Consider the following 19,638-nt stretch of genomic DNA (forward strand, 5'->3'; position numbering starts at 1 on the left):
GTGATTCGGCAGCGGAATACTCGAAAGCAAACTTCGCTCCATTCACTACACTGATAAAGGCGAAGTGTGGTTCTCGATAGAAGAACGGACAGGACCATCAATAATAAGGAAAAAGTACATGGCGACGAATAAGACTCCGTCTCAAGATGTGCAAGAAATGGTGGCTCAAGCAGACACGGGCGCACGTAACCCTTCGGGAGTGCAAGGACGAATCCTTTGGTTAGTCCCTCTGTGTTGGTCACTATTTCAATTATGGTACGCCTCCCCGCTACCATTTATTTTCAATTTTGGCGTACTGAATGACACTGAAGCGCGAGCGATTCACCTCACTTTCGCGATATTTTTGGCCTTCACTGCTTATCCAGCAATGAAGAACTCTCCGCGTGATCACATTCCTCTTGTGGATTGGATTCTCGCGTTATCGGGTAGCTTTTCAGCTGCCTATATCTACCTTTTCTACACCGAACTCGCAGGACGTTCCGGCGCTCCCACCACTGCCGATATTGTGGTTGCGGTCGTTGGCATGATATTGCTACTTGAAGCGACTCGTCGTGCATTAGGGCCTCCGCTAATGGTTGTGGCCGCCGTGTTCCTGACTTACACGTTTGCTGGCCCATACATGCCAGATGTCATAGCCCACAAAGGCGCAAGCTTAGGTAAAGCGATGTCGCATCTGTGGCTAACCACCGAAGGGGTATTTGGTGTTGCGTTAGGTGTATCCACTTCTTTCGTATTCTTGTTTGTACTGTTTGGCGCGATGCTAGAGCGTGCGGGTGCGGGTGCTTACTTCATTAAAGTCGCATTTTCTCTACTTGGTCACATGAAAGGTGGCCCAGCTAAAGCCGCCGTTGTCGCATCTGGTCTATCGGGTCTGGTTTCAGGCTCATCGATCGCAAACGTCGTAACCACGGGTACTTTTACCATTCCATTGATGAAACGAGTCGGCTTCCCGGGCACAAAAGCGGGAGCCGTTGAAGTGGCAGCGTCAACCAATGGTCAGCTCACCCCGCCAATCATGGGCGCAGCAGCGTTTTTGATGGTGGAATACGTTGGGATTTCTTACGTAGAGGTTATCAAAGCGGCATTACTTCCAGCGCTGATTTCCTACATTGCGTTGATTTACATCGTTCACCTTGAAGCATGTAAAGCGGGTATGACTGGCTTACCTCGTCGTCATAATCCAACGTTACTGCAAAGCCTACTTTCATTCACAGCTACCATTTTAGGTCTGTGTGTAATCAGCGCTTTGGTGTACTACGGTGTAGGTTGGACGAAAGATGTCTTTGGCGACGCAGCGACTACGATAGTAACGATCGCGCTACTCATCGCCTACGTCGGCCTCGTAAAAATTTCTGCGAACCACATGAAAGATGGCGCAATTGAGATTGATGCGGAGCTGACTGAAGTGCCAGATCCGGGGCCTACAGTGAAGTCTGGCTTACACTACCTGCTACCTATCGTGGTACTGGTTTGGTGTTTAACAGTAGAGCGCTTCTCACCTGGCTTATCAGCGTTTTGGGCGACCGTCTTTATGGTCTTCATTTTGCTAACACAACGCCCTCTGATGGCGTTACTTGCGAAAGAAGGCGACCTAGTACAGCAAACCAAAGAGGGTTTTGTTGATCTTGCTGAAAGCTTGGTGGCTGGTGCTCGCAACATGATCGGTATCGGTGTCGCAACAGCGGCGGCAGGTACGGTTGTTGGCGTTGTGACACTAACTGGTATCGGCTTGGTGATGACGGACTTTGTTGAGTTTATCTCTGGCGGTAGTGTCATCCTAATGCTGTTGTTTACTGCGGTTATCAGTCTGATTCTCGGTATGGGCCTGCCTACCACAGCAAACTACATTGTAGTATCAACGCTAATGGCGCCAGTTATCGTAACGCTCGGTGCAGCGCACGGTCTTATCATTCCACTGATTGCGGTGCACTTGTTCGTGTTCTATTTCGGTATTCTCGCCGATGATACACCACCGGTCGGTCTGGCTGCCTTTGCCGCTGCAGCAATCGCGAAGTCCGATCCAATTCGTACCGGTATCCAAGGTTTTACCTACGATATTCGAACCGCCATTCTGCCATTCATGTTTGTTTTCAATACCCAATTATTGTTGATGGGTATCGATTCTTGGTGGCATTTAGCACTCACGGTAATCTCTTCCATCATTGCGATGCTGATCTTCTCTGCCGCTACGCAGGGATGGTGGCTGACTCGTAACAAGTGGTGGGAAACCGTCCTATTATTAGTATTAACTTTCTCATTCTTCCGACCTGGTTTTTGGTGGGACATGTTATACCCAGCGAAAGTTCTTTCTCCTGGGGTTGAGATAGCTCAAATCACGGAAAACCTAAATGTAGGAGAATCCATTGAGTTACGTGTTGCCGGACAAAACCTCGAAGGCGAATACGTCGAGAAAACGGTACGTCTGCCATTCGAAGACAGAGCAACGACAGCTGAAGAGCGTATCTCTTCAATGGGTCTGATGCTGACTGAGAACGACGGCAAAATGGTCGTCGACATGGTTGAATTTGGTAGCCCTGCGGAGTCATCTGGTATCGACTTTGATTGGGAAATCAAATGGGTCGTTCAAGACGCAGATCGTCCAATGAAAGAATGGGTATTTGTACCTTGCTTGATTCTTCTGCTGGTACTTGCCATGAACCAAAAACGTCGTGCTCGCAAGGAACAACTGAGCGCATAACCGATTTGGCCCCGCGGATCTGGGGCCTTAGTGAGAGACATTGAATGTATAAACAAATTCTTGTTCCGGTTGATCTAAATGACCAAGGCTTCTCAGACCGAGCGGTTGAACTGGCGGTGTGGCAAGCAAAACAAGCAAACGCAGAAATCCACCTGCTCACTGTTTTGCCAGGTATTCACATGTCGATGGTCGCCACTTACTTCCCAAAAGACGCAGCGGCGAAAATGAAGCAAGATGTGAAGCAGCAGCTAAAAGCATTTGCCAGCGAGCACATTGATGATGAAGTGATTTACAAAGTGCACGTTGCCGAAGGCAAAGCTTACGCAACAATTCTTGATTACGCCGAACGTTTGGGCGCAGACCTTATTATCATGCCAAGTCACAAGCGTTCGAAAATCAACAAAGTGATGCTTGGTTCTGTTGCAAGTAAAGTTGTGGAATATTCTCCAATCAACGTGATGGTAGTGAAGCCGCAAGGTTAAGCTTACGGCCACGCAAGAAAAAAAGGTTGATGCTCGCATCAACCTTTTTTGTATCTCTCATCATTATCCAGCAGCACGAACGAAGGCCTGTAGGGTCTTGCTGGGATGCTCGGCAGTCAGGGCATCAATCTCACCCACCGCTTCTACTTTTCCGTTAGCAACAAAGGCAAAGTGACTCGCAATCGCTTTGGCATCACTAAGATGATGCGTAACCATCAACACGGTAATTCCGCGCTCCGCAGCCAGTTTTTTTACCAAGCTCAGCATCTCTTCACGCAACACTGGATCAAGTGCCGAGAAAGGCTCATCCAACAGCCACATGGAATGAGGCTGAACAAAACAACGCGCTAAGGCAACACGTTGACGCTGCCCTCCAGAAAGGTGCTCAGGCAAACGGTCGAGGTACTCTGCAACGCCAACTTGCTGAGCAGCTTGTTCAACCTGACGTTTTTGGTCTACCGTGAGCTTTAGTCCCGGGTGTAAACCTAAGCCAATGTTGTCACGCACCGACAAGTGAGAAAACAAGTTATGCTCTTGGAACAGCATGGAGAAAGGACGCTGATAAGGCTCTTTGCGCACAATCGACTCACCATCAACCCGAATGTCACCTTGATCAGGATGGATAAATCCTGCGGCCAGAGCCAGCAAGGTTGATTTCCCTGCCCCACTCGGCCCCATCAACGATACAATCTGACCACGTTCAATGCTCAACTCAAAACGAAACAGTTCACGTTGGTAGGTGTACTGCACATCATCCAACACTAGCATTATGCTTTCTCCTTCGCTTTCAATACTTTCTCTATCAAGGCAAAACAGCCCACACTCAACAACAATAGCGTCACGGACACCACCGCAGCGGCGTCCATCTGATAACTGCCAAGCAACTGGAACAAATACAGAGGTAAGGTACGAAATTCTTGTCCACCAAACAGCGCTATCGCGCTTAAATCCCCTATTGCAAACATAAAGCTGATCGCAAACGCATGTGCAAACGGCTTGCGCAGCGCCTGCCACTCCACCACTTTAAATCGTTGCCAGCCACGCATGCCTAAGCTGGCACAGACATACTGATACTGTTGCTCAATGTGCAGCATCGGTTGCGCTAGCGTTTTGATCACGTAAGGCAAAGCCATCAAACCATTCACCAAAATCACGACAAAAAACGCCAAGCTAAAAACATCGGTAAATGATCGCAGTAGTAAGAATAGGCCAGTGCTAATCACCAGCCCCGGCGTCACTAGAATAATGGTACCGATTAACTCTATCTGATCAGCTCGCGGGTTTTTATACTGCAAACGCCAACGACGGCTGGTCAACAATATAGACACTCCCGCAGCGACCGCAAGCGCACTGGCTAACCCTGCAACTTTGAGCGAGTTAGATAACGCAGACCAAAAACGTTCATCGGTTAACACCGTCCAAACTTGTTGGTTGATACCACTCAGTAACACCATCAGTAACGGCGGTATCACCAGTAAAAAGGCACCTATGATCCAAAAGCTATCCCAAGCTTTTGACCACCCATGATCCTTCGTTAAAAATTGCTGTACCGATGTGCTGCCAGCACTGATAGCAACAGGCTTTGTTAACTTCTGTACTCCGATCGCAAGTAGCCCACACAACAGCATCTGCCACAACGCTAATAACGCACCAGCTTGCAAATCAAAATCAAACTTAATCGCTTGATAGATTGCCAGCTCAATAGTGGTGGATTTGGGCCCACCTCCCAGCGCCATCACAGTGGCAAAACTGGTGAAGCACAACATAAATACCAAGCCACAAACGTGGGGAAGTTGCTGCCTTAAACGCGGCCATTCCACCCAGCGAAACTTATCCCAATGGCTCATACCAAGATGCGCGCACAGCTTGTGTTGCTCAGCAGGAATAGACTCCAAGGCTTGCAGCAGCAAGCGTGCCGCGTAAGGTAAATTAAAGAACACATGAGCAAGTAAGATGCCATTCAAACCATAAATAGAAAATGGAATTTTGGTGTCGAAACCTTGCAGCCACTGCGCTAACAAACCGCTGTTGCCATAAATCGCTAATAGCCCAAAAACACCAACCAAAACCGGCAAAACCAGTGTCGATGCAAATAGCTTAAGCAGTAATGATTTACCCCAAAATTGGCGACGCGAAAGCGCGTGCGCAACTGGAATGGCAAAACCAATACTGAGCAGTGTGGAAAGAAAAGCTTGGTAAAAGCTGAACTTGGTGACATGTTGATAATACGGGTCGTCCCATACCACAGACACATCAAGTGAAGGGGCTTGAACAATCAAAGCACCTAGGGCAGAAATAACAAAGGTCGCGATGATCATCGCGACCCCTAAACCTATTTTTGGAACAGAATTCAAAGGTAAAACCTATCTCATTCAGATGAGGGTGGAAACGTCAGCTAAAACGTCAGTGCGCTTTGCCATTCGCGAATCCAAGACTTACGCATTTTTGCCACTTCATCAGCACTAAAGCTCAACGAATTGCTTGGAACATTCAAGGTTTCAAAACCTTTAGGTAACTCAACGTCAGTAACTGGGTACATCCAGTTGCCCGTTGGCATCGCTGATTGGAACTCATCACTTAAAATGAAATTCATAAACTGATCAGCAAGTTCTGAATTTTTTGACCCTTTCACTTTGGCGGCTACTTCAACTTGCATGTAGTGGCCTTCAGCAAAATTCGCCGTCGCAAACTTTGAGTCGTTTTCTGCAATTAAGTGGTACGCTGGTGACGTGGTGTAAGAAAGCACTAAGTCCGACTCGCCGTTAAGGAACATAGAATACGCCTCAGACCAACCTTTCGTGACCGTTACGGTTTTGCTTGCTAGCTTCTGCCATGCTTGCGTCACATCGTCGCCATAAATGGATTTCATCCACAGCATCAAGCCTTGGCCCGGCGTTGACGTACGCGGATCTTGATAAATCACTTTCAAATCGTCGCGCGTTTCCACCAGCTCTTTCATGCTTTTCGGCGGATTAGCCAGTTTCTCTTTGTTGTACACAAACGCGAAGTAGCCGTAATCGTACGGTACAAACGTCGTATCGCTCCAACCGTTTGGTAACACTGTGTTGGCCGTATCCACATTGTGCTCGGTAAGCAGACCGGTTTTCTTCGCTTCAGCCATCAGGTTGTTATCCAAACCTAACACGATGTCGGCTTTGCTATTACCGCCTTCAAGACGAAGACGATTCAGGATCGACACACCATCGTCTAATGCCACGAAGTTAACGTCACAGCCACATTTTGCTTCAAAAGCTTGCTCGATTTTAGGACCCGGCCCCCAATCTGCGGCAAAAGAGTCGTAGGTATAGATGGTTAATGTGTTTTCAGCGGCAAACGCTGAAGTAGAGGTGATTGCAGCTAAGGCAATCAGATTTAGAGTGGTTTTCACTGCTCGCTCTCCATGAGTATTTCAGAGAAATAAGTTGAGCGGCACAGGGTTTGAGGCGGCTATTAAGGATTTCCAATATCCAGACTCAATTCCTACGCCAGCATTATCTGGTTCAGGTAATACGGGTCCCTAGTAAAGCACTTAGGTCTCAGCGCCCAAATGCATTGATTGACTCAATGCAAAATGGGTTTGCTCCCCGATGAGTTGGATGGATTGTAAAGGTATTTGAGTGGTTACACAATCAGCTCACGAGCGCTGGTCATAGCCCCAACGAGGCACTAAACCTTGCTCAATACCCAAGTGGTCGAGAATTCTCGCCACCATAAAATCCACTAAGTCTTCAATGCTCTTTGGCTGATGGTAGAAGCCCGGAGCCGCTGGCATGATGGTGACGCCCATTTGCGATAGCTTGTGCATGTTCTCAAGATGCAGCGTTGAAAATGGCGTTTCACGAACCACGAGCAACAGTTGCCCGCGTTCTTTCATTACCACATCAGCCGCCCGTTCGATCAAGTTGTCCGACATACCATGCGCGATCGCCGCAACACTTCCTGCTGAACATGGGCAAACCACCATTTGCTTTGGTGCCGCTGAGCCAGACGCTACCGGTGAGAACCAGTCATCTTTACCACAAACAGTGATGTTATTTGGATCACAGTTGAGATGTTCCACCAGCGCTTGCTTTGCGGCGTCTGGCCCACTTGGCAGCTTAAGGTTGTGTTCGGTTGCCATCACAACGCGAGCCGCCGAGGAGATCAGAACGTAGACATGATAATCCGCCGCGACCAAACATTCTAAAAGTCGCAGACCATAGGGCGCACCAGATGCTCCAGTTAACGCTAAAGTGATGGCTTTTTCTGCTTGCTGCTGTTTGTTTTGCATAAAATCAGGCTTTTTGTTTAAGTTGCTCGAGGATCTTGCCGTGAATACCGCCAAAGCCACCATTACTCATCACGAGGATTTGGTCACCTGGCTGCGCACGTTCAACGATTTTCGCTACAAAGTTATCGATGTCAGCGTCAAAAAAAGCAGGTTGCTGACATTGTTCCGCGATATCTTGCACCGACCATTCGATGTTGTCTGGTTGGAATAAGAACACTTCATCCGCGCTGTGTAGTGAATCCGCGAGTGTGTTTTTGTGCACGCCGCGCTTCATAGTGGCAGAACGAGGTTCCAACACAGCAAGAATGCGTTTTTCGCCTACCTTGTTACGCAAACCACCGACGGTGAGTTCAATTGCCGTTGGGTGATGCGCAAAATCATCGTAAACCGTCACACCTTGCTCTTCACCTTTTAACTCAAGACGGCGCTTGGTGTTAATGAAACGGCCCAGAGCCTGACACGCGAGCTCCGGCGTTACGCCAACGTGTCGTGCAGCAGCGATCGCCATTAACGCATTATCAACGTTATGATCGCCCACCAAATCCCATTCGACGGTACCGACCTTCTCGCCTTGCAGAGCAACTTCAAACTTTGAGCCATCAAGCACTAACTTGTGCGCTTGCCAGTCGCCATCAACACCTGAAAACTGCTTTTCTGTCCAGCAACCACGCTCTAATACATCCGCCAAAGCTTGGTCTTGCTTCGGAGCTAAGATTAAACCATTACCGGGAACCGTCCGTACTAAATGATGAAATTGGCGCTTGATCGCCTCTAGATCATCGAAGATGTCAGCATGATCAAACTCAAGGTTGTTCATGATTAAGGTTCGAGGATGGTAGTGCACAAACTTAGAACGCTTATCGAAAAAAGCACTGTCATATTCGTCCGCTTCAACGACAAAAAACATGCTTTCGCCCAAACGAGCCGACACACCGAAGTTACCCAACACGCCACCAACGAGGAAACCAGGTTGGTAACCACAATCTTCGAGTATCCACGCCAGCATGCTCGAAGTGGTCGTTTTGCCGTGTGTGCCGGAGACAGCCAGCACCCAACGGTCATGCAGTAAAAATTCGTTCAGCCATTGTGGTCCTGAGGTGTAACGCATGTTGCTATTAAGTACATGCTCAACACACGGATTGCCACGGCTCATCGCGTTACCAATCACCACAAGGTCAGGTTGAGGATCGAGTTGAGACGGGTCGAAGCCTTCAATAATTTCAATACCTTGAGACTCTAGCAATGTGCTCATCGGTGGGTAAACATTGGCATCAGAACCCGTCACTTTATGCCCTAATTGACGCGCTAAAATTGCTGCGCCGCCCATAAACGTGCCACAGATACCCAAGATATGAATGTGCATAAACTAAACCTTGTAATGCGTTCTTTGATGCCTTCATTATCGCGATAACGACCAGAAAAGCGAGTGACTTTAGCCTTCTTCTTGCAGTCCCTTTCACAAATATGACAAGGTTGAACAGAGACTGTACAGCGCTCTGACCTGCGAATGAATCCCTGATTTGAGCAGACAAATAAATTGAGATCTCAGACAGTTACTTCATTACCATTAAAAAGATCCACGACTTAAAATTACATCTGGCGCAAACGTTTAACATCCATAAAGAGATGCCCGTTGCGCAACACCCCCAATGAAATGTAAATGTAAGGATTAACCATGTCAGGAATGCGCACCCTAGGCGAATTCATTGTTGAAAAACAAGCGGATTTCCCCCACGCTAGCGGTGATCTCTCATCTCTTTTAGCATCCATTCGTTTAGCTGCAAAAATCGTTAACCGTGAAATCAACGCAGCAGGTCTTGGTGATATCACTGGCGCTGTCGGCACGGAAAATGTCCAAGGCGAAGCACAGCAAAAGCTAGACGTGTACGCGAACGACAAATTTAAAGCGGCGCTTGAAGCTCGTGACCAAGTTTGTGGCGTTGCCAGTGAAGAAGAAGATGAAGCGGTTGCGTTCAACAAAGAACTCAACCAAAACGCAAAGTATGTTGTATTGATGGACCCACTTGATGGTTCTTCAAATATCGACGTAAACGTGTCTGTCGGTACCATCTTCTCTATTTATCGCCGTGTTTCGCCTATTGGCACACCCGCAACAGAAGAAGATTTCCTTCAGCCAGGTCATAAGCAAGTTGCAGCAGGTTACGTAATTTACGGTTCATCAACTATGTTGGTGTACACCACAGGTAACGGCGTAAACGGCTTTACTTACGACCCATCCATCGGCAGCTTCTGCCTATCTCATGAAAACATGATGATTCCTGAAGATGGTAAGATCTACTCCATCAACGAAGGTAACTACATTCGTTTCCCACAAGGTGTGAAAAAGTACATCAAATACTGCCAAGAGAATGTGCCTGAAGACGGTCGTCCATACACCTCTCGCTACATTGGTTCTTTGGTGGCGGATTTCCATCGCAACCTGCTTAAAGGTGGCATCTACCTTTACCCAAGTACGCAAAGTCACCCACAAGGCAAACTTCGCCTGCTTTACGAATGCAACCCAATGGCATTTCTCATCGAACAAGCGGGCGGCATTGCATCAGATGGCGTGAATCGCATCATGGACATCAAACCGACTGAGCTACACCAGCGTGTACCTTTCTTTGTGGGTTCGAAGAACATGGTTCGCAAAGTTGAAGAGTTCCTTGAACTGCACCGCGACGAAGAATAATCTCAGACCTTTGTCCAACGCGGCAGGTGTTTACCTGCCGCGTTTTTGTCGCTAAAGTGAAATGCGAATTAATCATAGATGAGGGCGATCTTCTGGCTACTCATCCTCAATGAAAAGGAATATTCAAATGAGCCTAAACCATGTACCAGCAGGTAAATCGCTACCTGAAGATATTTACGTCGTTATCGAAATCCCTGCCAATGCAGACCCTATCAAATACGAAGTAGATAAAGACTCTGGTGCTGTATTTGTCGACCGTTTCATGTCTGCGCCAATGTTTTATCCATGTAACTACGGTTACGTGAACAACACTCTTTCGCTTGATGGTGATCCAGTAGATGTCCTTGTCCCAACGCCATACCCACTCATGCCAGGTTCTGTTATTCGTTGCCGACCTGTTGGCGTTTTGAAGATGACGGATGAATCGGGCGAAGATGCAAAAGTCGTTGCCGTACCGCACTCTAAAATCTCTAAAGAGTATGAACACATTCAAGATGTGGGCGACATTCCTGAGTTGCTAAAAGCGCAGATCACGCATTTCTTTGAGCGCTACAAAGAGTTGGAATCAGGAAAGTGGGTGAAAGTTGATGGCTGGGCAGATGTAGAAGCGGCAAAAGCAGAGATTCTACAATCTTACGAGCGTGCGCAAAACAAATAAGCGTAAACGCCAACTCCAAATACAAAAAGAGCTGCAAAGTGCAGCTCTTTTGCTTTCTAACCTAAACGCTTTCCTTAGATAGGAGCTCCCGCGGAGGACATACGACCAGCGTCATAATCGTGTTGGAAGAACGGGTCAACGTCATCGCAGATTCCGAAATACGGTCGTCCAACCACACCCAGCATATAGGCACTTTGCTCACAATACTCTTGCTTACCTTCTTGATAACCGTTTTGGTAGGCCATGATCAGTTCTGGCGTTGCATGGTTTGTGCCATCCAACTTAGCTATCCGCTCTTTTGACAACTCTCGTAATCCATCTAAGGCAGACTGTTTCCCGAACGCTTGCCAATCAGTCACACTGGTTGAAGCTGGTAAGGTGGTTTGCGCACAAGCAGACAGAAGCATCATCATCGCGCCAATTATTAACACTCTCATCATCACTCCTTACTTTTCTGACTTGTCGTTTTCTAACGTGTTTAGAAACGTTTTTAAATCTCGACAACGTTCCTACGATGGTTACTTAAGTATAGTTCACACCCTTTGACACCAATCGCCAGACGCTATCTCTTCCGTAAGCTGCTCCGTGTCTTGATACAAGTAAATCCACGCTTGGCCAAATGGCGTTGCAATGCTCTCTCTACGATATTCGACAGGTACGTCTTCAAGCTTATCGAGCGCCACCAAAGTATCATCATCAATCAGATAAACTTCGCCTTGGATTGAGCGCTGCCCTTCTGACAGCGCTGGGTACGAGCCTACATCGTAGAGCGAAAATTGGGCGTCCGTTTCATGTAAACCAAGAAATTGAGCCGAGCTCAAATAATGATGGTTGTACTCTCCCTTACGTAACGTCCCGTAGACAAAAATCAAATGCTGCATAACCACTCCTTAGCTATGAGTTCTGTGTGGTTAGGACGTGCGCCCTAATCAAATTCAAATTGATAGAGTAGGTCAACTGCGCTATCTACACCAGATACCGCCTCTAAATACAGGTCTTGCATCAATCGGTAACGCACCGTGAACTCACCCAGCGAGTTGAAGATACCGACACCATACTTAACCTGTAGACCTGGCAAAATGTAACCACTCACCGTCACTTGAGAGTCATCACCCGAGCCTGCCGTATCAAGCTGTAAATCTTGTACGCCAAAGGCTTCACCGATTTCTCCAACAACACGACCGCTTTTCGCCAAACTCAGACCAATTAATGTGGTCGTCATCGCGTTACCACCCGACTCACCATCAATATCTTGACCACGAAGCAGGTAAGACAACGCGTTGGCTTGTGGCATCGCAGGCTCCGAGAAAATTTCCACACTCGGATCGGAAGCTGGGCCAGTCACACGCACACCTGCGATCACATCGTCTTGAGTATTGTCAGGGTTACGAATCGCTTTGATCGATACATACGGTTGATCCGCTGGACCGTTCATTAAGATCTTACCTTCTTCGATCACCAAATCTTGACCAAATGAACGGTAAGAACCGTCAACGATGTTTACCTCACCAACGATGAATGGTCCTTTGTCTTTTTGTGTCACGTTAAGGCTACCTTTCAAGCCGCCCTTCAAGCCAAACGCCGCAAGTTGGAAGTCGTCACCAATCTTGATGTTGATGTCCGTTTCGACGTTGAATGGCATAGCCGTCACTTCATCAACTGGCTGTAAATCCTTGTTTAAAATCACGGTATCACTCGACACACCAACCGCACTTGGTGGCAGTTCCTCAATGACGATACGTCCCCACGGCAGATTGATATTACCTTCCACCTTCGCCAACTGCGGCGTGACATCAATGGTCATGTCCGGCTCAACTTTGATTTTGACCATCGGCGGCATATCAACTTTCAGCTCTTTTGCAAACACGCGGGCACGAGTTCGCCAGTCTTGCAGGTCACGCCAGTCAGCATCACCGGTGATTTCTAGCTTACCGTCAGGCGTAATGATCCCAGCATCCAAATCCGCTTGGTGACCTTTAAAGTTGATCACGACTTGTCCGGAGTTGATGTCGATTGGCGTCACTTCGCCTTGCAACTTCATTTGATCGATAAGGAACTGACCATTCACTTTTGGATGCATTACATCACCAGACAAGGCCAAATCAGTATTCATATTCGCCTTGAACAAGCTGTATTCCCCGATCAACGGAGCCAAGAAGTCCAAATGGAACGTAGAAAGCGCAACCTTACCGTCAATAGTTGGCTTCTCAGATGAGACATTCAGTAAAGAAACCTTACCAGACAAGTCACCGTTATCTTTCACATCAAATAACCACTCAGCATCAAGCTTGTCTTTCGCTAATGCCGCTTTAAAGCTGAAGCTGTCCCAGCCCACTTTAATTGGCTGCTCTAGTGCTTGTTCAACTTGACCTTTTGGCATGTTGACACTCAAGGTAACTTCAGGCTTTTTCTCTGGAGCCCATTTAGCAAAAGCCTGTGCATTAACTGAACCTTGCAGCTTGGTTTCTGGCGGCAGGAATTGTTTGATTTGGTCAAAATTAAAATCATTGATCGCTAACTTCGCTTGGCCACTCTTACCGACACTAATATCTTCGGTTAGACACACACTCGACTTCGCTTGCAACCAACAATGGGCTTGAACATTCGCGATCTGTTTGTCGATATTGACTTTCACCGCAGTCGATTTTTGCAGTGACCAAGGACCTTGTTGCGAGCTCAGCGTCAAGCGGCGCAGCGCCCCATCCCAAATCATTTCAGGCTTCTGCTTAAACGTCCCTTCGATTTCCAAACTGGTCGAAACCAGATCAGACACCACATCAAGCGTCAGTTGATGCAGTTTTTCATCTCCAGAGACTTCAAGATCCGCGCTATCAACTTTAATGTCGTCGTAGGTAATGTTATTCGCAATAAGACTTAAGTTCGCTTTTGGTGCTGGCAGAGGCGTCACATCACCCTTTAAGGTGATCGTTTCTACATTCGCCTGTTGCTGCCAGTTGATCTGATTTAAAGCGAGATCAAGATTGATGTCAGGCTCTTTCAAACTACCACGTAGCGCTACTTTACCTTGCATCTTACCCGCAAGATCCGGAACACTTTTCGCAAAGTCAGGGAAGTTAACCTCAACATCCATCAAGATTTGTTTGTCGATCTTGCCCTTCGCACTCAGTTGGTTCGGGCCATGAGAAAGCGCTAAACCTTGAGTGGTTAGTTGGATGTCTTCACCTTTGCCATTCTTATCAGACGCTTCAAGTTGCCCTTCGACATTCAATGGATAACCTCGCAAAATGCCGTCGATGTCTAACTTAGGCAAACTGACTTGCCAACCACCTTGTTCCGTTAACGATCCCGAAGTCGAGAGACTACCACTGATATCCCCTTCTGCTTCTTTCCACTGCAATCCTGGTTGAATGTTCTTCAGGTTCAGGTCGGCTTGCCAGTTGATTGGCGCCGCCCAATTCGCCATAACTTTCCCGGAAAGTTCGCCCCCCAAAGTTTTCACTACAAGGCTTTCGAGATCGATTTGCTCCAGCGTACCTTTGCCGTTCAGCGCAACATCAACGGCAGGAATGTCTTTGCCTGACGCTTTGGTTTCTAATGCGACTTCGTAACCATCAAGTGAACCTTTTGCCGCCAAACTTGGTACAGAAACCTGATAATCACTTTGCCCAAATAGCGGCCATTGCGCTTGAACATTTTTGATCGATACATCAAACGGCAACTGCGTTTTAAGCGGTTGGATGTCACCTTTGATCTCCGCTTGTACAAGCTCGGAAAGCGTAGCATTTAACGATAAATCCCCAACCGAACCAGAGGCCGAAAGCGACAGTTTTTGTCCCTTCGCATCCGCTTGCTTCACTAACGCGTCCAATTGCGCTTTGATTGGGTAATCAGCAGAAAGGGTCACTTGTGTGCTTAACTTGCCTTCCACTTCTGGCATGTCGAGCTCTAACGTTTTGACATCAACACGCTCACCACCCGCTCTTGCAACCAAACCAAGATGATTGACGATCACTGGCGTTTCACCTGCCAGTTTAAAATTGTGAATATCCAGACGGCGCGCTTCTACCGTCAGTGGAATCCATACTTCTGGTAACACAATATCTTGCGGCGTAGCGTCAGTTTCTTTCGGCTCCTCGGCAGCCGCTTCAGATTCAGCTTCACTTGGTGCGAGCGCAACATTGATGTCTTTCAACGCGGTTGGTGCGATCACCAAACGATCGCCCTGCATCGACAAAGCGGTCGAGAACGTTTGCCAATCAATCTGATTGCCTAACACATTGACGTTGATGTCATTAAAGCTGACTTTATTGACAAAAATTGGCACTGGCGTGCTGATAGAACGCAGCGGTGGTGTTTCTTCTTCAGGCTCTTCACTGGCAGGTGGCAATTCTGGCATTTGGAAGTTAACACCTTGCAGCGCCAGTTCATCAACACACACTTTTGGGTCAAAGAAACAGCGGAAGTTAATCGCCAACGCAAGGTGCTCGACTTTCGCATCAATATGTAAAGACTCATCAACAAAGCTGACATTTTTCAGTGCAAAACGAGGGAATAGCGAACCTTGAATGCTCTCGACTTTGAGCTGAGGTAAGGCTTTCTCTGCGCCCCAAATCGCCAACTTCAATCCCGGATGGGTAAACAGTACCGTTGCGACAAAAATAGTGATTAACAACAGCAGACCAATCAAACTTAGTGATAACCACTTGGTCCACTTAAACATCTTTTTGATCATAGCTCAGGCCCCAAAGAGAAGTGGATGCGGAATTCGTTGTTTGGCTTTTCATCCAGCCCCCACGCAAAGTCGAAGCTTACCGGTCCCACAGGTGAAGCCCATCGAATACCAACCCCGGCACCAGATTTCCATTCAGGTGTGTCATTAAACGCATCACCAATATCGTAGAACGTTGCGGCCCACCAGTTGCCGTAAACACGATATTGATACTCTAAGGTGCTGCTTAAGATGTATTTCGCACCCGTTAATGCGCCACTTTCATCGACAGGTGAGATGGATTCATAGCCATAACCACGGATGTTGTTGTCACCACCAGCAAAGAAACGCAACGATGGCGAAAGCTTTTCAAATTCCTCCGTGATGTTAGCCCCCCCTTCGAGACGGAACAAACCACGATGGTTTTCGCCGATGCCACGAATCCACGAAGATCGCCCAAGCAGACGCAATACGCGCGTTTCAGATAGTAGCGCCGGATCGCCGTATTCAACCGTTACGCTTTGCTTATCGCCCCACATTGGCATACTGCCACCACGGACACGAGTACGCGAAAAGGTTGCGCCAGGAAGCACAAACTGCACGCCATCATCTTGCAAACCTTGCGAGAAGTTTTCGTACAAGTGACGAACGTACACGGTTTTGTGCCAACCACCGTCCGTTAACCAGTGTCTTTCTACCGCAAGGTTTGATTCCAAACTCTCAGTATCACGGTTGTCCAAATGCTTCAGACCAAATTGCAATTGATAGTACTCACGTAAGACGTCGTCTAATGGAATTTTGTAGCCGGCGGTGATGGTTTGTTCTGGTTTGGAGAGAGAAAGCGCCGTATTAAAGCTATGGCCGCGTGCACTTACCCATGGTTTTTTCCATTTTAAAGTGCCGCGCACACCCGTATCGGTGGAGTAACCAATACCGGTTTCAATTTGGTTTTTCGCAGCAGGCGCTAACGAGACTTTAATCGGCAACTCGCGCCCATCTTCAAGCTTGCTTAAGTCGGGCTCAACAAACACGGAGGAGAACCAATCGGTGTTAGAGAGGTTTTGGTTGTATTCACCCACATCAGAGACAAGGTAAGGTTCGCCAATTTCAAAAGGTCGCATCGACTCAACACGGTTTTCCCAGATCTGGCTTCCCGTAATTTCTACCGGACCAAAGTGATAGCGAATACCGCTGTCGTAGTGCAAACGCACATTGGCTTCATTCAATTCAGGGATCACTTCCAGCTTGTTAAGCTTAAAGTCACCATTGAAGTAACCACGTTGCAAAGCCAGATTGCGAATCCCTGATTTAAGGCTGTCATACTCACCCTGATTTAAAATCCGCCCAACTTTTAAAGGCGATTTGGCGATGAGATTCGCAAATTCTTCATCCTCTTTCGCTTCACCGCTGATCACGACATCCATTACTTTGATCTTAACTGGTAAGCCTTTGTGGATGTTAACGATCAGCTCGTCATTCCCTTCGGAAATAGAGTATGAAATTTTTGCATGATAATAGCCAAGCGCATTAAGCGCTTCGGTGATACTTTGATCCAATCGCGCCTGAAAGCGCAGCGAAGTGGAGTAATCCTTCTCTGGAATCGAAGACAGGTACGCTTTCACGTTATCTTCCAGTGCGCCATCGATGCCTTTAAGCTTTAAAGAAACATCCGCATACGCGCTCTGAGAAACAACCAACAAGCCAACAATGATGGGGAGAGCTTTTTTTATCATGCTTTTTTAGCTGAATGAGGTTAAATAAACGTAAATAATGATAACGCCAATTAAAGGCTAAGTCTGTAATATTAATAGGTTTACCGCGGTCTATGTCATAACAACATCAGATACAGACGAAATGAAAAAGTTCGCAAATTTAAGACACGTATTAAAGGACAAATACCATGCTCAACAAACAGACATTAATCAGTATAGAAGATGCCCTGCCTGGTAGAGAACAACCAATGCAGATTGAAGATTGTCATTTTGTAAATCAATCGAGTCTAACGGCACCATTAGCCCATCATCAGCAACAGATTTTGTTAGGCATGGGGTGCTTTTGGGGCGCTGAGCGTCTCTTTTGGCAATTAGATGGCGTGGTTTCAACATCTGTGGGTTATGCGGGTGGGTTTACACCAAATCCAACCTACGAAGAAGTGTGTACGGGTAAAACCGGTCATACTGAGGTTGTGAGAGTCGTGTTTGATGAGCGTGTTATCTCACTAGCGCAACTCCTTGCGGTATTTTGGGAAAAACACGACCCGACTCAAGGCATGCGCCAAGGTAACGATCTCGGCACACAATATCGATCTGCGATTTACACGTACTCTCAAGATCAGCAAGAAATTGCTGAAAAATCAAAGCTTCAGTATCAACAAGCATTAGAAGCTGAGCTTCGCTCAACGATTACTACTGAGATCGTCCCAGCAGGGCCTTACTATTTTGCAGAAACCTACCATCAACAGTATCTTGCAAAGAATCCGGATGGCTACTGTGGCATAGGCGGCACAGGTGTTTGCTTCCCACCAAGCTTGCAAGGCTAATCAAACTGCACTGAAACGAGAAAGAGCGACCAAGGTCGCTCTTTTTAATCTTTCGTTTTTTGGGTTAACACGCCATGAATGGTTTAGGCGGATAATGATGAAATTGCTTGGTTTACTTCTTTAAAGACAGCCAGTCGCTTTTGATCTTTCACATCCGGAAGCAGCACTTTGCCATTATCAAAGCAGAAACTTCCCACTCCGACAATGAAGAATTGCCCTTTAAACAACGTCTTTACGAAACGGGCCACTTGTAGTGGTCGATATACAGCAAACTCACGTAGCATAATTCACCTCAATTCCTTTGAGAAAACCCCGATTGCTTATTCTCTGCAACCTTAATGCGCATTTTGCGACGGAGTTCAGTGTAGCAAATTCTAACTACAACGCAACATTACACCACTGCATACGTTAAATAAATGTTATCAACAATTCTACAAATTTGCCGGGACTGGATATATACTGGCTTAACTCCCAAACCCAAACGGAATATAACAATATGAAAACTAAGACTCTCCTACCTCTACTGCTTGCTCTTTCTCCAAGTTTGGCTTTCGCACATAACTTGTCGGTTGGTGAAACCGTTCCACCAGCACAAGTTGGCGCATACGGTGAAATTGTTTTACAAGGTGAAGGTGTGGCTTACCAGCCTTGGGCAACACAGCATATGTTAGGTAAAGTCCGCGTAATTCAAGCGATTGCTGGTCGCAGCAGTTCAAAAGAGATGAACGCACCGCTGATGACTGCAATTACCGCCGCTAAATTCCCAGAAGATAGCTACCAGACCACCACCATCATCAACCAAGATGATGCGATTTGGGGCACTGGCTCATTTGTGAAATCTTCAGCACAAGACAGTAAAAAAGAGTTTCCTTGGTCATCAATGGTATTGGATGAAAATGGCTTGGTGGCGAACACTTGGGGGCTAAAAGAAGAAAGCTCTGCGATCATCGTACAAGACAAACAAGGCAAAGTACTGTTTGTAAAAGAAGGCGCATTGACGCAAGACGAGATTACACAGGTGATTGGCCTTATCAAGCAAAGTATTTAGTTCGAGATGACGGCTCCTGACTCGGCATCAATCAGGAGCCTCAATCACACGGTATCCCACTAATATGCTGTGTTAAATTTTCCTCACCAGACAAAAGAGTGAACTTTTGCCAATAATGAGTGTTATATTATAACACCCGTTAGGATTTCAGGCGTTCAGATGTACTTTTCTTGGCAAACCATTTTCAGATCTTGGCATCGCACTGTTGTACTTTTCAGTGTTGCTTTGCTGATCATCTGGAATTTTGCTTCGATCTTTCATCAAGTCGACCTCACACCAGAGCATCATACTCATCATCACTGCCAACTCTTTGCTGGCGCGCAACATGGTCTCGCTAAAGCACAACCAGCAATCCCAGTGCCGTCATACACACGGGCCCATTATGATGATGTCTCAGAGCGCTCGCATCATGTAGAAGAAGTATTCAGCGCTGCGCGTGCACCGCCTTATTTTGCGTAAACACTCAAACACAACCCAATTACGTTATTTCCAACGTGTATAGACGCGTTTCAATAACAGAACGTCAAATGAGTACTAATCTGAAATCAACCAGATCTCGGATTTATCAGCAAAATTAGGAAA

The 19,638-nt window shown here is 47.0% G+C and carries 17 protein-coding genes and 1 riboswitch; of the genes, 7 read left to right on the forward strand and 10 right to left on the reverse strand.

Going from position 1 to position 19,638, the window contains the following annotated elements; genetic code table 11:
• Positions 1-118 precede the first annotated feature (118 nt).
• On the forward strand, positions 119-2,698 hold the full coding sequence (locus tag ACF8OV_RS09450) for a TRAP transporter permease (RefSeq protein ID WP_005496973.1): 2,580 nt from the start codon (positions 119-121) through the stop codon (positions 2,696-2,698).
• Positions 2,699-2,742: 44 nt separating this feature from the next.
• A complete protein-coding gene (locus ACF8OV_RS09455; protein ID WP_005454686.1) occupies positions 2,743-3,180 on the forward strand; it encodes a universal stress protein in 438 nt (145 codons plus the stop codon).
• 63 nt (positions 3,181-3,243) lie between these two features.
• Here ACF8OV_RS09455 and thiQ read toward each other — a convergent pair whose 3' ends face one another.
• From thiQ to mpl, 5 genes are all read right to left on the reverse strand, one after another.
• Complete coding sequence (gene thiQ / locus ACF8OV_RS09460) at positions 3,244-3,948, reverse strand: thiamine ABC transporter ATP-binding protein (protein WP_021450139.1); 705 nt, start codon at positions 3,946-3,948, stop codon at positions 3,244-3,246.
• Positions 3,948-5,534, reverse strand: coding sequence for a thiamine/thiamine pyrophosphate ABC transporter permease ThiP (gene thiP / locus ACF8OV_RS09465; RefSeq protein WP_203504596.1), 1,587 nt, complete (start codon positions 5,532-5,534; stop codon positions 3,948-3,950). The genes thiQ and thiP overlap by 1 nt, the downstream gene beginning before the upstream one ends.
• A gap of 41 nt (positions 5,535-5,575) precedes the next feature.
• Complete coding sequence (thiB, locus tag ACF8OV_RS09470) at positions 5,576-6,568, reverse strand: thiamine ABC transporter substrate binding subunit (RefSeq protein WP_029844444.1); 993 nt, start codon at positions 6,566-6,568, stop codon at positions 5,576-5,578.
• Between the two features lie 72 nt (positions 6,569-6,640).
• A riboswitch (TPP riboswitch) is annotated at positions 6,641-6,777 on the reverse strand.
• 37 nt (positions 6,778-6,814) lie between these two features.
• The gene (locus ACF8OV_RS09475) at positions 6,815-7,450 is read right to left on the reverse strand and encodes a flavin prenyltransferase UbiX (RefSeq protein ID WP_005392319.1); all 636 of its coding nucleotides are present in this window, start codon (positions 7,448-7,450) and stop codon (positions 6,815-6,817) included.
• A gap of 4 nt (positions 7,451-7,454) precedes the next feature.
• A complete protein-coding gene (gene mpl, locus ACF8OV_RS09480; protein ID WP_203504594.1) occupies positions 7,455-8,813 on the reverse strand; it encodes a UDP-N-acetylmuramate:L-alanyl-gamma-D-glutamyl-meso-diaminopimelate ligase in 1,359 nt (452 codons plus the stop codon).
• A gap of 312 nt (positions 8,814-9,125) precedes the next feature.
• On the opposite strand from mpl, the gene fbp reads away from it, so the two are divergent.
• Together fbp and ppa are read left to right on the forward strand one after the other, a co-directional pair.
• Positions 9,126-10,142, forward strand: a complete 1,017-nt coding sequence (gene fbp, locus ACF8OV_RS09485) for a class 1 fructose-bisphosphatase (RefSeq protein ID WP_005454699.1) — start codon at positions 9,126-9,128, stop codon at positions 10,140-10,142.
• 127 nt (positions 10,143-10,269) lie between these two features.
• Positions 10,270-10,800 (forward strand): inorganic diphosphatase, encoded by a 531-nt coding sequence (gene ppa, locus ACF8OV_RS09490; RefSeq protein WP_005454643.1) that lies wholly within the window; start codon positions 10,270-10,272, stop codon positions 10,798-10,800.
• A gap of 74 nt (positions 10,801-10,874) precedes the next feature.
• Here the strand turns inward: ppa and ACF8OV_RS09495 are convergent, their stop codons facing one another.
• From ACF8OV_RS09495 to ACF8OV_RS09510, 4 genes are all read right to left on the reverse strand, one after another.
• Positions 10,875-11,237 (reverse strand): DUF2799 domain-containing protein, encoded by a 363-nt coding sequence (locus ACF8OV_RS09495; protein ID WP_015296185.1) that lies wholly within the window; start codon positions 11,235-11,237, stop codon positions 10,875-10,877.
• 96 nt (positions 11,238-11,333) lie between these two features.
• Complete coding sequence (locus ACF8OV_RS09500; protein ID WP_005454676.1) at positions 11,334-11,681, reverse strand: gamma-glutamylcyclotransferase; 348 nt, start codon at positions 11,679-11,681, stop codon at positions 11,334-11,336.
• A gap of 44 nt (positions 11,682-11,725) precedes the next feature.
• Positions 11,726-15,493 (reverse strand): translocation/assembly module TamB domain-containing protein, encoded by a 3,768-nt coding sequence (locus ACF8OV_RS09505; protein WP_392404343.1) that lies wholly within the window; start codon positions 15,491-15,493, stop codon positions 11,726-11,728.
• Positions 15,490-17,202 (reverse strand): autotransporter assembly complex family protein, encoded by a 1,713-nt coding sequence (locus ACF8OV_RS09510; protein WP_005489530.1) that lies wholly within the window; start codon positions 17,200-17,202, stop codon positions 15,490-15,492. The genes ACF8OV_RS09505 and ACF8OV_RS09510 overlap by 4 nt, the downstream gene beginning before the upstream one ends.
• 167 nt (positions 17,203-17,369) lie before the next feature.
• Between ACF8OV_RS09510 and msrA the strand changes: the two genes are divergently transcribed.
• Complete coding sequence (msrA, locus tag ACF8OV_RS09515; RefSeq protein WP_025629301.1) at positions 17,370-18,008, forward strand: peptide-methionine (S)-S-oxide reductase MsrA; 639 nt, start codon at positions 17,370-17,372, stop codon at positions 18,006-18,008.
• Between the two features lie 83 nt (positions 18,009-18,091).
• Here the strand turns inward: msrA and ACF8OV_RS09520 are convergent, their stop codons facing one another.
• Entirely contained in the window at positions 18,092-18,292 is a 201-nt protein-coding gene (locus ACF8OV_RS09520) for a DUF1107 domain-containing protein (RefSeq protein WP_005454667.1), read from the reverse strand.
• 212 nt (positions 18,293-18,504) lie between these two features.
• Here ACF8OV_RS09520 and ACF8OV_RS09525 point away from each other — a divergent pair, with 212 nt between their 5' ends.
• Complete coding sequence (locus tag ACF8OV_RS09525) at positions 18,505-19,056, forward strand: YtfJ family protein (RefSeq protein WP_005454650.1); 552 nt, start codon at positions 18,505-18,507, stop codon at positions 19,054-19,056.
• Between the two features lie 159 nt (positions 19,057-19,215).
• The gene (locus tag ACF8OV_RS09530; protein WP_005454649.1) at positions 19,216-19,515 is read left to right on the forward strand and encodes a DUF2607 domain-containing protein; all 300 of its coding nucleotides are present in this window, start codon (positions 19,216-19,218) and stop codon (positions 19,513-19,515) included.
• Positions 19,516-19,638 lie beyond the last annotated feature (123 nt).

Origin of the sequence: Vibrio sp. GLN_1 (assembly GCF_043106015.1) — a bacterium.
In the GTDB taxonomy this organism is placed as follows: domain Bacteria; phylum Pseudomonadota; class Gammaproteobacteria; order Enterobacterales; family Vibrionaceae; genus Vibrio; species Vibrio parahaemolyticus.

Excerpts from the sequence above, each read along its gene's own strand:
- ACF8OV_RS09450 (WP_005496973.1), top strand. The coding sequence starts at position 119 with ATGGCGACGAATAAGACTCCGTCTCAAGATGTGCAAGAAATGGTGGCT.
- ACF8OV_RS09455 (WP_005454686.1), top strand. The coding sequence starts at position 2,743 with ATGTATAAACAAATTCTTGTTCCGGTTGATCTAAATGACCAAGGCTTC.
- thiQ (WP_021450139.1), bottom strand. The coding sequence starts at position 3,948 with ATGCTAGTGTTGGATGATGTGCAGTACACCTACCAACGTGAACTGTTT.
- ACF8OV_RS09475 (WP_005392319.1), bottom strand. The coding sequence starts at position 7,450 with ATGCAAAACAAACAGCAGCAAGCAGAAAAAGCCATCACTTTAGCGTTA.
- mpl (WP_203504594.1), bottom strand. The coding sequence starts at position 8,813 with ATGCACATTCATATCTTGGGTATCTGTGGCACGTTTATGGGCGGCGCA.
- fbp (WP_005454699.1), top strand. The coding sequence starts at position 9,126 with ATGTCAGGAATGCGCACCCTAGGCGAATTCATTGTTGAAAAACAAGCG.
- ppa (WP_005454643.1), top strand. The coding sequence starts at position 10,270 with ATGAGCCTAAACCATGTACCAGCAGGTAAATCGCTACCTGAAGATATT.
- ACF8OV_RS09495 (WP_015296185.1), bottom strand. The coding sequence starts at position 11,237 with ATGAGAGTGTTAATAATTGGCGCGATGATGATGCTTCTGTCTGCTTGT.
- ACF8OV_RS09500 (WP_005454676.1), bottom strand. The coding sequence starts at position 11,681 with ATGCAGCATTTGATTTTTGTCTACGGGACGTTACGTAAGGGAGAGTAC.
- ACF8OV_RS09505 (WP_392404343.1), bottom strand. The coding sequence starts at position 15,493 with ATGATCAAAAAGATGTTTAAGTGGACCAAGTGGTTATCACTAAGTTTG.
- ACF8OV_RS09510 (WP_005489530.1), bottom strand. The coding sequence starts at position 17,202 with ATGATAAAAAAAGCTCTCCCCATCATTGTTGGCTTGTTGGTTGTTTCT.
- msrA (WP_025629301.1), top strand. The coding sequence starts at position 17,370 with ATGCTCAACAAACAGACATTAATCAGTATAGAAGATGCCCTGCCTGGT.
- ACF8OV_RS09520 (WP_005454667.1), bottom strand. The coding sequence starts at position 18,292 with ATGCTACGTGAGTTTGCTGTATATCGACCACTACAAGTGGCCCGTTTC.
- ACF8OV_RS09525 (WP_005454650.1), top strand. The coding sequence starts at position 18,505 with ATGAAAACTAAGACTCTCCTACCTCTACTGCTTGCTCTTTCTCCAAGT.
- ACF8OV_RS09530 (WP_005454649.1), top strand. The coding sequence starts at position 19,216 with ATGTACTTTTCTTGGCAAACCATTTTCAGATCTTGGCATCGCACTGTT.